The sequence below is a fragment of the Kribbella sp. NPDC043289 genome (assembly GCF_056436705.1).
The window spans coordinates 1,037,516-1,049,976 of sequence record NZ_JBWKCB010000002.1 but is presented as its reverse complement, the minus strand read 5'-3'; the positions used below and the strand labels follow the sequence as shown (position 1 = coordinate 1,049,976).

Below are 12,461 nucleotides of genomic sequence, written 5' to 3'. Positions count from 1 at the left end.
TCCGGTACCACCGAACTTCAGTCTCCCTACTGGTCCGTCGAGCTCAGCTTGGTCATCTGTCGACCGTTCCAACGGTAGACCTCGACCCGCCGGCCCGACGGGCAGCAGACCGGGTCGTCGATCGCGAAGATCTTCGACTCGACCACCAGGTCCCCTTGCGGGCTGGCGTTCACGGTCGGCTGCTCGACGTTCAGACTCCAGATCGGTCGTGGGCCCGAGGGTTCCACGGCGATCAGGAAGAAACCGAAGACGAACTTCTCCAGGGTGTGGATCAGGACGATCTGCTGAGGTGTACCGCTGTGCAATACATCAACGGTCTTACCCCTGCTGAGGCAACGCGAAATCACGGTGCAATTCGAAAGGACTGTCCGCGAGTAGCTCGACAGGCGCCGATCGGCGAGCAACCGGGACCGGACCTTGTACAGGTCGACGGCCACTTCCGGGGTCTTCTCGGCCTTCGGCGAGGCGCCACCGGTACCCACTGCCGGCTTCGGCGCAGTACTCGACGGCGGCGGCGTTTCGGGGCCTTCGACCCGCAGGCCGCTGCCGTTCCCGCAGGCGGACAGGCCGGTCAGCGCGAGCACAGCCGCGACAGCAGGCAGCAGAGTACGGCGCCACTGACCCATCGGGCGCCTCCTACCCTGCATCAAGTCCCCCCGCGATTTCAGCTAACTACCCTCCATGATGTCGGCCGGACGTCACGTTCGACGGGCATGGACATCGAGTGGGCTCGACAGTTGTATTGCGGTTGCGTCACAGTCTCAGCCGGCCACGATCTTCCCGGGATTCAGCAGGTTCTTCGGGTCCAGGGCGTTCTTGATCGCACGGTGCACGTCGAGCGCGACCGGCCCGATCTCCTCGGCCAGCCAGGCGCGCTTCAGTACGCCGACCCCGTGCTCGCCGGTGATCGTGCCGCCGAGCTCCAGCCCGATCTCCATCACCCGGTCGAACGCCTGCTGCGCGCGCTCGGCCTGCGCCGGGTCGGCCTGGTCGAACACCACCGTCGGGTGCATGTTGCCGTCACCGGCGTGCCCGAGGACGCCGATGGTGATGTCGAGCTCGGCCGACAGCTTCTCGATCCGGCCGATGAACTCGGCCAGCCGCGACCGCGGTACGGCGACGTCGTCGATCATCGTCGTACCGAGCTGCTCGAGCGCGGTCAGCGCGGCCCGCCGGCCTTCGAGGAGCAGTTCGCCCTCGGCGTCGTCCTCGGCCTCGATGCACTCCAGCGCACCGTGGTCGCGGCACAGCTTGGCGACGGCCGCGACGTCGGCCGCGCCGGCCTCCCCGCCCGCGTCGGACTGCGCGATCAGCATCGCGCCCGCCTCGTCGGGCAGGTCCATCCGCTTGTACTTGTTGACGGCGCGGATCGTGGTCCGGTCCATGATCTCCAGCAGGCTCAGCGAGACGCCGCTGCGGATGATCTCGAGGATCGCGTTGCCGGCTTCCACGCCCGAGGCGAACAGCGCGGCCATCGTGCGCGGCTTCGCGGTCTGCGGCCGGAGCATCAGGGTCGCCTCGGTGATGATGCCGAGCGTGCCCTCGCTGCCGACGATCAGCTTGGCCAGGTCGTACCCGGCCACGCCCTTGACGGTCTTCCGGCCGGTCCGCAGCACGCGGCCATCGGCCAGCACGACTTCCATGCCGAGCACGTAGTCCGTGGTCACGCCGTACTTCACGCAGCACAGGCCGCCGGAGTTCGTGGATAGGTTGCCGCCGATCGAGCAGAACTCCCAGCTGGACGGGTCCGGCGGGTAGAACAGCCCGTGCTCCGCGACGGCGCGGGACAGTACCGCGTTGTACACGCCCGGTTGCGTGACGACGTACCGGTCGACCGGCTCGACGGCCAGGATCCGATCCATCTTCTCGAGCGAGACCACGATGCAGCCGTCCAGCGCGTTGGCCGCGCCGGACAGGCCGGACCGCGCGCCCTGCGGCACGATCGGTACGCCGGTCTCGTTCGCCACCCGCACCGCCGCCTGGACGTGCGCGGTCTCCCGGGCCAGGACGACGGCGAGCGGCATGCCGGCCGGGCAGAACATCGCCCGGTCGTACCGGTAGCTCTCCATCCGGTCCGGATCGGTCACCAGCGCCTCGGGCGGCAGTACCTGACGCAGCTTGTCGACAACCTCACTCATACAGCGAGCCTACGGTCTACTGCGCGGTACTGCGCCCTTCTCCGGTGGCCGTCTCAGGTCAGCGGGTGCGTCTGGTGGCGTTCTCCGAGATCTCCTCGTAGCCGCCGCCGTAGTTGTGGTACTCCCGGCCGATCGCGGCGAACGTGATGCTCCCGCTGCTCGCCTTGATCTTCGGCGTCCGGCAGGTGCGCTGTCCGGCGACGACCGAACCGTTGCCGCCGCTGGTGTCGCAACTGACCACCCGGCCGTTGTTGCCGCCGCCGTACTGCACCAGGAAGGCGTTGGCCTTCGCGTTCGCCACCACGGGCGATGCCATGGTGATCTCGGCCCAGTACTGCGAGCAGTTGTCGCGGACGAGCCGGATCGTGCCCCAGCTCGGCGGTTTGTGGTCGCGCAACATCGGCGCCGAAGCGATGGATGTCGCGCCAGAGCAGTTGGTGGCGGCAGTCGCCGCCTCGGCGGGCGGGGCGGAAAGGGCGATCGCGCCCACCCCAGCCAGGCCCGCGGTGCTGAGCAGAAGGCTCAGTGTCTTCATGACGAAACCCTTCCTGAGTGCACGCCCCGACGCCCACTCAGGAAGGCACACTACGCGAACGGAGCTTGCCCCGACAGTCATTCCGGTAATCGGACGGCGACACGCCGTGTGCAGTTGCTCCCGGCAAGGTTCTGCGTCCGGGTTACCCGATTAACCTCGCCGGGGAGCACCTGGCCCGCTGCCGTCAGAGGTTGCCGCGACGCTCTTGTTCGCGCTCGATGGCCTCGAACAGCGCCTTGAAGTTGCCCTTGCCGAACCCGAGCGAGCCGTGCCGCTCGATCAGTTCGTAGAACACCGTCGGGCGGTCGCCGAGGGGTGCCGTGAAGATCTGCAGCAGGTACCCGTCCTCGTCGCGGTCGACCAGGATCCCGCGCGACTGCAGTTCCTCGATCGGCACCCGCACCTCGCCGATCCGGGCCCGCAGTTCGGGGTCCTGGTAGTAGGAGTCCGGAGTGTTGAGGAACTCGACACCGTTGGCCCGCATGATGTCGACCGTCCGCAGGATGTCGTTGGTGGCCAGTGCGATGTGCTGCGCTCCGGCGCCGTCGTAGAACTCCAGGAACTCGTCGATCTGCGACTTCTTCTTCGCGATCGCCGGCTCGTTCAGCGGGAACTTCACCCGGTGGTTGCCGTTGGCGACGACCTTGCTCATCAGCGCCGAGTAGTCGGTGGCGATGTCGTCACCGATGAACTCCGCCATGTTCACGAAGCCCATCACCTTGTTGTAGAAGGCAACCCACTCGTCCATCTTGCCGAGTTCGACGTTGCCGACCACGTGGTCGATCGCCTGGAACAGCCGCTTCGGGTGCCCCTCGGGCCGCGTCACCTTGGTGGCCGCCGTGACGAACCCGGGCAGGTACGGACCGTCGTACCGGCTGCGGTCGATCAGGGTGTGCCGGGTGTCGCCGTACGCCGCGATCGCGGCCCGGCGGATCGTGCCGTGCTCGTCGGAGACGTCGTTCGGCTCCTCGAGGACGACCGCGCCGACGCTGCGCGCGTGCGCGATGCACTTGTCCACGTCCGGGACCTCGAGCGCGATGTCCGCGACGCCGTCGCCGTGCTTGCGGTGGTGGTCGTGCAGCGGGCTCTTCGGACTCACGCCGCCGGTGATGACGAAGCGCGCTGAGCCGGCCTTCAGGACGTAGGCCTTGCTTTCCTTGAGGCCCGTCTCGGGGCCGGCGTACGCGACCAGGTCCATGCCGAACGCGAGCTGGTAGTACTTCGCGGTCTGGGTGGCGTTGCCGACCACGAAGACGAGCGCGTCCATCGAGGTGACCGGGAACGGGTCGGTGCTCTCGTCGTACGGCACCAGTCCGACGAGCTGCTTCAGCTGGTCGAGGTCGAGATCGGCGTCGAGCTCTGCGGGGGTGAGGTCGGTGCTGGTCATCGGGGTCCTCCCGGGTCAAGTACGTGCACCGAGCCTCGTCGGAGGGCGACAGGTTGTGCAACAGTTCGTTGTTTCACTACGCAGGTTGTGCAGTATTGTGGGGACTTCGCTGGACTGTTTGGTCAGCCTGACTATCTCCCCGGAGGTGCTCGTGTCGGTGGATGCGCTGGATGCGCGGATCCTGGAGTTGTTCGCCGCCGAACCGCGGGTCGGCGTCCTCGAGGCGTCCCGGCGGCTCGGGGTGGCGCGCGGGACGGTGCAGGCGCGGCTGGACCGCTTGCAACGCGACGGCGTGGTGCGCGGTTGGGGTCCCGACATCGACACCACCGCGATCGGCTACCCGGTGACCGCGTTCGCCACACTGCAGATCGAGCAGGGCTCCGGACACACCACGGTCGCCGAAGCGCTCGCCCGGATCCCCGAGGTTCTCGAGGTGCACACGATCACCGGCGCCGAGGACCTCTGGTGCCGCATCGTCGCTCGCTCGAACGCCGACCTGCAACGCGTGATCGACCAGGTGGTCATCGTCCGCGGCATCCAGCGCGCCTCCACGGTGATCGCCCTGGCCGAGCAGATCCCGCACCGCGTCCTACCGCTGGTGAACGCGGCAACCAAGCAGTAGTCCCGGATCCCCAGGCCATCACAATCGCAACTTCGGCGCGGCGCTGAGCGGCGGCGAGCCGGCGAACGCGGATTGTGATGGCCTGCAGATCCGGACCCCGGGGCTGCTCGGTCGTCAGGCGAGGCGTTTGGCGACCTCGACGGCGGCGCGGGCCACGCGGGGGCCGACGAAATCGCGATCGAGCTTGCCGAGGACCACGACGCCGATCGAAGCTTCGACACCCGGTACGCCGAGCACGGGCGACGACACACCCTGGGCGCCGGCCTGGAGCTCGCCGGCGGTGATCACGAACGGCCGGCCGGCCGGGTCGGGCTTGCGGCGGCCCGCCAGGATCGCCTTGCCGGCCGCGCCCTGGTCGAGCGCGTGCCGCGACCCCATCCGGTACGAGACGTGGAAGTCGGTCCAGCTCGGCTCGATCACGGCGATCGCCAGCGCTTCCTCACCGTCCGCGACGGTCAGGTGCGCGGTCGCACCGGTGTCCTCCGCGAGTGAGCGCAGTACCGGCAGGGCGGCGTCACGGAGCGTGGGCTGCACGCGCCGGCTGTAGTGCAGTACGGCGAGACCGAGGCGGGCCCGGCCTTCACTGTCGCGGCGGACGAGCCGATGCAGCTCCAGGGTGTTCACCAGGCGGTACACCACCGTCCGACTGACTCCCAGCGCCGCGGCGAGCTCGGTGATGGAGAGCCCGTCCGGTGCGTCCGCCAGCAACTCGAGGACCGTGAGTCCCCGGTCGAGCGTCTGCGAGGTCTCGGCTGGCACGTTGTCAGGGTATCCGCTATTCGGGCGCGGACCGATGGGCCCGTATCTTGCTGCCGTGCGAAATTATTGGTCGCTGCTCCCCGCCGTCCTCGTGGCCGTGGCGTTGATCCTGGTCTACGCCGTTCCGACCATCATCAATCCGCAGTGGACGAGCTCGATCACCGCACTGTTCCGCAGCACCCCGGTGCCCGCCGACGCGACCCCCGAGGAGGCCCGCCGGGCGGCCGGCATCCTCGGCCCGCAGCAGCTGAAGTCGCGCCGGATGCTCGCCATCGCGATGGTGATCGGCGCGCTGATCCTGGTCGGCTTCAACATCTCGTTCAACCGCGAGGCGGTCGGCTGCTACAAGGCCGCGCGGGCGTTCGGCGCGATCGACGGGCCGGACATGAAGGACCCGTGCGTGCACATGATCTTCGGCACGTTCCTCGGCGACGGCGACGGTACCGGCACGGAGAAGAACCCGCAGCCGGTGCAGTACTACCAGGTCGTGAAGGGCAACAAGCCGAAGTACCTGAAGTGGATCCAGAACGCCCCGAAGTACGACGAGGCGGACCTGCTGATCGCCACCTCGCTGAGCTGTTCGAGCGACCTGCGCGTCGAGCAGAAGGAGGACAAGATCCTCGCGTACGTCGACGTCGACACGCCCTGCCCGCCGGACAGCAACGCCTCGGTGACCCCGATCAAGCTGAAGAAGCCGCTCGGTGACCGCAAGATCGTCACCGTCGGCGACAAGCCGATGACCGAGATCAACCCGGACCTGGACTCCTGGTTCACCGTGCTGAAGAAGCTGGCGACCGGCGGCTAACTAAGTTCTCGGGTTCGCGAGTCGTAGACCCGGAAGGGGCGGTTGCGGGCCAGCAGGATCAGCAGGCCGGTGATGCAGACCGCGGCGCCGCCGAGCAGCGCGACGGTCGGGCTGGTCAGGGACGCCGTCGTCCCTGCGACGAAGTCACCGAGCCGCGGACCGCCGGCCACGACCACGATGAACACGCCCTGCAGCCGGCCGCGCATCGCGTCCGGTGCCGCGGACTGCAGCACGGTGTTCCGGTACGCCGAGCTGACCATGTCGGCCGCCCCGGACATCGCGAGCAACGCCACCCCGAGCCAGATCGTGCGGGACAGCCCGAAGAGCCCGACGGCGGTCGCGTACGCCGTGATCGCCAGCACGATCGCCACGCCCTGACGCCGTACCCGGGTCACCCAGCCGGAGAAGATCACCCCGATCAGAGCCCCGATCGCCGGTGCGGCCTGGAGTACGCCGACCGTCCGCACACCGCCCGCGAAGAACGCGCCCGCGACCGCCGGGAACAACGCCCGCGGCTGCGCGAACACCATCGCGAGGATGTCCGCGAGGAATGTCGCGAGCAGCGCCGGCGCCGCCCGCAGGAACGCGAACCCCTCGAGCACCGACCGCAGGCCGGCCCGCCGGATCGCTCCGGTCGGCGGCACCGCGGGCAGCCGGAAGAGCGCGTACAGCGCCGCGGTGAAGGTGACCACGTCGACCAGGTACGCCGCCGCGAAACCCTGCCAGGCGATCACCGCCGCGCCGAGCAACGGTCCGGCGGTGAAGCCCAGGTTGAACGCGGCCTGGCTGAGCGTGTTCGCGGCCGGCAGCAGTTCGGGCCGGATCAACCGCGGGATGATCGCGGACCGGGCCGGGTTGTTCACCGCGAAACACGCCGACTGACAGGCCACGACGGCGTACAGCACCCCGACCTGTCCCCAGTCGAGGTGTGACTGCAGCACCAGAACCATGGAGAGCAGCCACAACCCGGTCGACGAGACCAGCGCGAGGGTACGGCGGTCGATCGCGTCGGCCATCGCCCCGCCGTACAGCCCGAAGACGATCAGCGGGACCAGCGAGAACAGGCCCACCAGACCGACGGAGAACGTCGAGTGCGTCAACGCGTAGACCTGGATCGACACCGTGACGGCCGTCATCTGCTGGCCGAGCTGCGACACCGTCGACCCGATCCACAACCGCCGGAAATCGGCGGACTCACGGAGTGGGCGGATATCGGTGAGCAGACGCACGATGACAACTTATGCCACGTTGTAAACGCTCACACGCGCGGGAACAGCTCATGGTCGAGGGGCTCGCCCACCCGCAGTTCGAGGCCGTCGGTGCAGACATGGCCGGCGCCGGTGTACGTCGCCTCCGCGTCGAAGTAGATCGCCACGTGCGCGATCCGCGGGTCGTCGGTGAAGTTCGGCGTCGCCGAGTGCGCGAGATACGCGTTGTGGAAGGTGCAGTCGCCGGCCTGCAGCGGGATCGTCAGCCGCTCCTCCCAGCGCAGATCGGGCGCCGCGCGGAACATGTCGTCGCGGTCGGACAGGTCCTGGCTGCGCAGGTTCTGGTGGTTCTGCGAGCCGGGGATGAACGTCATACAGCCCTTCTCCACCGGTACGTCGACGAGCGCGACCCAGGCCGACAGCGACGCCCGCGACCCGGCGTGCGGCCAGTACGGGGCGTCCTGGTGGAACTCGGTCGCGGCCCCGTTGTGCGGCGGCTTGATCAGCAACTGGTCGTGCCAGATCCGCAGCGGTACGCCGGCCAGCGCGGTGGCGACCGCCGCGAGCCGCGGGTCCAGGGTGAGCTCCCGCAGCACGTCGTTCTGCTGCCAGACGTTGACGTACTGGTTGAAGATCTTCGACTCCTTGGACAGGTCGTCGGCGTTCGCGGTCCACTCGGTCGCGGCGGCCGCGAACCGGGCCGCCTCGTCGCGGCTGATGATGTTCTTGATCCGCACCACGCCGTCGCGGTGGTAGGCGGAAATGGTCTCCTCGTCGACGGTCACAGGTGCCGTAGGCTCGGTGGTGGTCATCGGCGTACTCCTCGGATTCCGTTGGCCTGGAAGGTGTTTCCAGGTTCTCGGATGGGCAGCGCCGGGGACAGGCAGGGATTGACCAGGACTTGACCGTTCTTGACCTCCTGGAGGTGCGGATGCACAACGTGCTGAGCCACGAGGTCTTCCCGGACCCGCGGCTGCCGGTCGCGGGCGAGCGGATCGAACTGTTCGCCGACGTCGCGCCGCACAGCCACGCGTTCTTCGAGATCGCGGTCGTGGTGGCGGGTCGCGGTACGCATGTGTCGGCGAGCGGCGAGGTCGAGCTGGGCGCGGATTCGGTCGTTGTGCTGCGGCCGGGTGAGTGGCACGGGTACACCGATTGCGACGGGCTGGTGGTGCGGAACGCGTACCTCGGTCCCGACATTTTCGGTCTGATGTCCGGTGCGCTGGTGCCGGGCGGGGCGTCGCATCCGGTGGTCGAACACGCGATGCGGTCGCTCGAGGCCGGGATCGCCGAGACGTGGACGCTCGAACGGCTCGCCGCGACCGTCAACCTCGCGCCGGGGTATCTGGTCCGGCTGTTCGGGCGGACGGCCGGGATCTCACCGATGGCCTACCTGAACCGGATCCGCGCCGAGCGCGCCGCCGGCCTGCTGATCGAGACCGAGCTCCCGGTCGCGACCATCGGCGCCCTGGTCGGCTGGCACGACCCGAGCCACGCCACCCGCCGCTTCCGCACCACCTTCGGCCTCAGCCCCACCGCGTACCGAGCCGCCTTCCGTCCCACCCCTCCCCCATCCGCTTAGAGCGTTCACCGGTCGTGCCTCTCCCGGTCGCTCCGTGGTTCGCGCCGAGCGTTCACCACCTGTGCCTATCCCGGTAGCTTCGCGGTTTCAGGGGGTAAGCAAAGATGTCCCCATGACGTCGTCGCTGCGCACGCCTGACCCGAACCCCGGCTGGCTCTCCGAGTTCGCGCTCGCCGAGACCCGCACGCGGGTGCCGATCCTGTACGTCGAAGCGGTCCCGGTCCGGGTCGACACGTCCGGCCAGATCGAGCACATCGGGGTCCTGCTCCGGACCTCCAACGCGACCGGCGAGATCACCCGCACGCTGGTGTCCGGTCGCGTCCAGCACAACGAGTCGATCCGCGACGCGCTGCAGCGCAACATCGAGAAGGACCTCGGCCCGGCCGCGTTCCCGCGGCTGCCCGCCACGCTGGTCCCGGTCACGGTCGCGGAGTACTTCCCGTTCCCGGGCATGACCCCGCTGCACGACCCCCGCCAGCACGCGGTCGCGCTGGTGTACGTCGTCCCCGTGACCGGCGAGTGCAACCCGCGCCAGGACGCCCTCGAACTGACCTGGCTGACCCCCGAGGAAGCCCTGGCGCCGAGCCTGCTGAACGACCTCGAGGGCGGCCGCGGCCAGCTCCTCAAACAGGCCCTCGCCTGGTCCGGCGCCATCGTCTGACCATCCCGCGCGTAACCCCGCGCGCGTCACCACCCGCGCGTCACCACCCCCACGGGCACCCGCGCGCGTCCGCACCCGCGCGTCCCGCCTGGCGCGTCAGCACCCGTGCGCGTCACCAGGGGAGGCGGCCCGCTTCGGCGTACACATGGCCGGTCGGGCCGTCGGCGTCCAGCGTCGCGAGCCCGACCGCGACCGTCGCTCCCTGGGCGGGGGTGCGCTGCGCGGTCCAGCCGCCCATGTCGGTGGCGCAGTTGCCGGGGTCGGCGGCGTTGACCAGGATGCCGCTGCCGCGCAGCTCGTTGGCGAGCATCACCGTGACCATGTTGACCGCCGCCTTCGACGAGTTGTAGCCGAGCGTGAGCACGGTCGACATCCGCGATTCCGGATCCCCGACCTGCTCGAACGACGCCAGCGACGTCGACAGGTTGACGATCCGCGCCTCCCCGGCCTTCTCCAGCAGCGGCAGGAACGCCTGCGTCACACCCACCAGACCCACCACGTTCGTCTCGAACGCGGACCGCAGTACGCCGGCCCCGATCCGCGAGGCGGCGTCGTCGCCCGCCGGGATGATCGCCGCGTTGTTGATCAGTACGTCGAGCCGCCCGTACTCCGCCGCGACCCACTCGGCCGCCGCACGCACCGACTCCTCGTCGGTCACCTCCACCTGGATCCCGACCGCTTCGAGGCCCTCGGCAACCAGTTCCCGTACGACGGTCGCGCCGCGCTCGAGGTCCCGCGAGCCCACCAGCACGGTGAACCCGCGCTCGCCCAACTGTCGCGCGATCTCCCGGCCGATGCCTTTGTTGGCGCCCGTGACGAGCGCGATCTTCTGCGTGTTCATGCGGTCAACCTTCGAGCGGATCGTCCGTCCGAGGCAGAGCGAGCCGAGCCTGGGACCGGCCGTCCCTGGATACGCCGCACCCGGCCTGCGATCCTGGGACGCGTGGATCGCGACGGGCTGGCGGAGTTCCTCCGGGTACGACGGTCCGCGTTGCAACCGTCCGACGTAGGCCTCCCCGCGGGACTCCGACGCCGTACGCCGGGCCTCCGTCGCGAAGAGGTGGCGAGCCTCGCGACGATGTCGACGGACTACTACACGCGCCTCGAGCAGGGTCGCGGCCCACGCCCGTCGCGGCCGGTGCTGACCGGGCTCGCCCGCGCGCTGCGGTTGTCCGACGACGAGCGCGCCCACCTGTTCCGGTTGGCCGGCGAGCAGCCTGGTCCCCCGCCCGGTCCACCCGCGGACGTGCGCTCCGGCGTACTGCGGATGCTCGCGCGACTCGACGTACCGGGTCTGGTGCTCGATGCGAAGTACGACGTACTCGCGTGGAACCCGTTGGCGGCGGCGCTGATCACGGACTTCTCCGCGATGCCGGCGCGGGAGCGGAACCTGCTGCGGTTGCGGTTCCTGACGGATCGGCAGACGGAGCTCTTCGGTGCGGACGCGACGCGGGAGTTCGCCCGCGAGGCGGCAGCCGATCTGCGGGCGGCGACCAGCACGTACCCGGATGATCCGGAGCTCGCCCGGTTGGTGCGCGACCTGCAGGACGGGAGTGCGGAGTTCGCGGAGATCTGGGCGCGGCACGAAGTGGGGCGGCAGCAGTCGTTGTGCCAGACGATCTTCCATCCGCAGGTCGGGCGGATCGACGTGATCTGCGAGGTGCTCGTCGTACCGGAACGCGACCAGCGGGTGGTGCTCTACACGGCCGAGCCGGGGTCGCCGTCCGACCAGGCGCTCCGGCTGCTGGAAGTGATCGGAATTCAGAAGTTGACAAGCCCAGCCTGATCAAGCGACTGTTTGACCCGTTGGATTCCGACGGAAGGATCTGCTTGATGCGTAAGTTACTTACGATTCCGGTGGTTCTCGGGCTGTTGGTCATCCCCGCGGCCGCTGCCGTGGCCGACCAGCGCACTGAGCCTACGGTGCCGGCCGGGCCGGGCACGCTCGTGTTCGCCGACGAGTTCAACAGGACGGCGATCGACCGCACGAAGTGGGCCATCCACTCGAACGCGGAAGCCGACCAGTGCCTCGGCAACAAGGGCAACCAGCAGCTCGAGTGGCACACCTGGGACGCACTGTCGGTGCGCGACGGGAAGCTGACGATGACCGCGAAGAAGAACAATCCGGCGAGCGGGTACGACTGGTCCGGCGCGCTGATCACGACCGGTCAGGCGTGCGGGCACGAGCCGTCGAAGCCGTTCGCCGTGAAGACCGGCGACTACGTCGAGACCCGGCTGAAGCTCCCGGCGGACAAGGGGTTCTGGCCGTCCACGTGGACCTGGAACGGCAACGGTTCCAACGAGCAGGACACCTACGAGTTCTACAGCGACAACCACAAGGCGCTGTACCTGACCAACCACCAGTCCCCCGGCGGCGGCTGCACGTACCAGTCGCCGACCGACCTCACCTCGGACTGGCACACGATCGCGCAGCAGCTCGGACCGGACCAGACGGTCTGGTACCTCGACGGCAAGGAGATCTGCCGCCAGGGCGCCTACACCGCCGGCAGCAGTGACGCGCTGATCCTCGACCTGTTCGTGTACGGCAAGATCCCGCCGACGGTCACCTCCGGGTCGATGCAGATCGACTACGTCCACGTCTACCGCCCGTAAAAGCTGAGGCCCAGCACCTCGACCTCGTGAGGAGGTGCTGGGCCTCGGGGATCACCTCGGGGCGCAGCTCCGGGAGCCTGCGACAAGCAATGGGGACTGTGAACAAGCAATTGCTTGTTCACAGTCCCCATTAGGTGTTGTCAGTGGGTTC

At 68.9% G+C, this 12,461-nt stretch carries 14 protein-coding genes; 6 read left to right on the top strand and 8 right to left on the bottom strand.

Annotation, left to right across the window (positions count from 1 at the left end):
- Positions 1 to 26 precede the first annotated feature (26 nt).
- The 4 genes from AC0662_RS16805 to hppD form a co-directional block, all read right to left on the bottom strand.
- Positions 27 to 626 (bottom strand): hypothetical protein, encoded by a 600-nt coding sequence (locus AC0662_RS16805; protein ID WP_478301519.1) that lies wholly within the window; start codon positions 624 to 626, stop codon positions 27 to 29.
- Positions 627 to 761: 135 nt separating this feature from the next.
- Positions 762 to 2,138, bottom strand: coding sequence for an FAD-binding oxidoreductase (locus AC0662_RS16800; RefSeq protein WP_478301517.1), 1,377 nt, complete (start codon positions 2,136 to 2,138; stop codon positions 762 to 764).
- A gap of 58 nt (positions 2,139 to 2,196) precedes the next feature.
- Positions 2,197 to 2,673, bottom strand: a complete 477-nt coding sequence (locus AC0662_RS16795) for a hypothetical protein (RefSeq protein ID WP_452194982.1) — start codon at positions 2,671 to 2,673, stop codon at positions 2,197 to 2,199.
- Between the two features lie 184 nt (positions 2,674 to 2,857).
- A complete protein-coding gene (hppD, locus tag AC0662_RS16790) occupies positions 2,858 to 4,060 on the bottom strand; it encodes a 4-hydroxyphenylpyruvate dioxygenase (protein ID WP_452194980.1) in 1,203 nt (400 codons plus the stop codon).
- A 118-nt stretch (positions 4,061 to 4,178) separates the two neighbouring features.
- On the opposite strand from hppD, the gene AC0662_RS16785 reads away from it, so the two are divergent.
- Positions 4,179 to 4,682, top strand: coding sequence for an Lrp/AsnC family transcriptional regulator (locus AC0662_RS16785; RefSeq protein ID WP_452194978.1), 504 nt, complete (start codon positions 4,179 to 4,181; stop codon positions 4,680 to 4,682).
- A gap of 114 nt (positions 4,683 to 4,796) precedes the next feature.
- Here AC0662_RS16785 and AC0662_RS16780 read toward each other — a convergent pair whose 3' ends face one another.
- Positions 4,797 to 5,441 (bottom strand): helix-turn-helix domain-containing protein, encoded by a 645-nt coding sequence (locus AC0662_RS16780; protein ID WP_184835865.1) that lies wholly within the window; start codon positions 5,439 to 5,441, stop codon positions 4,797 to 4,799.
- Positions 5,442 to 5,496: 55 nt separating this feature from the next.
- Between AC0662_RS16780 and AC0662_RS16775 the strand changes: the two genes are divergently transcribed.
- Positions 5,497 to 6,246, top strand: coding sequence for a hypothetical protein (locus AC0662_RS16775; RefSeq protein WP_478301514.1), 750 nt, complete (start codon positions 5,497 to 5,499; stop codon positions 6,244 to 6,246).
- Here the strand turns inward: AC0662_RS16775 and AC0662_RS16770 are convergent.
- Together AC0662_RS16770 and AC0662_RS16765 are read right to left on the bottom strand one after the other, a co-directional pair.
- Complete coding sequence (locus AC0662_RS16770; RefSeq protein WP_478301512.1) at positions 6,243 to 7,475, bottom strand: MFS transporter; 1,233 nt, start codon at positions 7,473 to 7,475, stop codon at positions 6,243 to 6,245. The two genes, AC0662_RS16775 and AC0662_RS16770, sit on opposite strands and share 4 nt — an antisense overlap.
- A gap of 29 nt (positions 7,476 to 7,504) precedes the next feature.
- On the bottom strand, positions 7,505 to 8,266 hold the full coding sequence (locus tag AC0662_RS16765; protein ID WP_478301510.1) for a phytanoyl-CoA dioxygenase family protein: 762 nt from the start codon (positions 8,264 to 8,266) through the stop codon (positions 7,505 to 7,507).
- Positions 8,267 to 8,355: 89 nt separating this feature from the next.
- Between AC0662_RS16765 and AC0662_RS16760 the strand changes: the two genes are divergently transcribed.
- Together AC0662_RS16760 and AC0662_RS16755 are read left to right on the top strand one after the other, a co-directional pair.
- Positions 8,356 to 9,036 carry an AraC family transcriptional regulator gene (locus AC0662_RS16760; protein ID WP_478301508.1) on the top strand — a complete coding sequence of 227 codons (681 nt, stop codon included), beginning with the start codon at positions 8,356 to 8,358 and terminating at the stop codon, positions 9,034 to 9,036.
- Positions 9,037 to 9,148: 112 nt separating this feature from the next.
- A complete protein-coding gene (locus AC0662_RS16755) occupies positions 9,149 to 9,697 on the top strand; it encodes an NUDIX hydrolase family protein (RefSeq protein ID WP_452194969.1) in 549 nt (182 codons plus the stop codon).
- Between the two features lie 112 nt (positions 9,698 to 9,809).
- Here AC0662_RS16755 and AC0662_RS16750 read toward each other — a convergent pair whose 3' ends face one another.
- Positions 9,810 to 10,538 (bottom strand): SDR family oxidoreductase, encoded by a 729-nt coding sequence (locus tag AC0662_RS16750; RefSeq protein ID WP_478301506.1) that lies wholly within the window; start codon positions 10,536 to 10,538, stop codon positions 9,810 to 9,812.
- A 102-nt stretch (positions 10,539 to 10,640) separates the two neighbouring features.
- On the opposite strand from AC0662_RS16750, the gene AC0662_RS16745 reads away from it, so the two are divergent.
- Both AC0662_RS16745 and AC0662_RS16740 read left to right on the top strand, forming a co-directional pair.
- Entirely contained in the window at positions 10,641 to 11,483 is an 843-nt protein-coding gene (locus AC0662_RS16745; protein WP_478301504.1) for a helix-turn-helix transcriptional regulator, read from the top strand.
- Between the two features lie 47 nt (positions 11,484 to 11,530).
- A complete protein-coding gene (locus AC0662_RS16740; RefSeq protein WP_478301502.1) occupies positions 11,531 to 12,310 on the top strand; it encodes a glycoside hydrolase family 16 protein in 780 nt (259 codons plus the stop codon).
- Positions 12,311 to 12,461 lie beyond the last annotated feature (151 nt).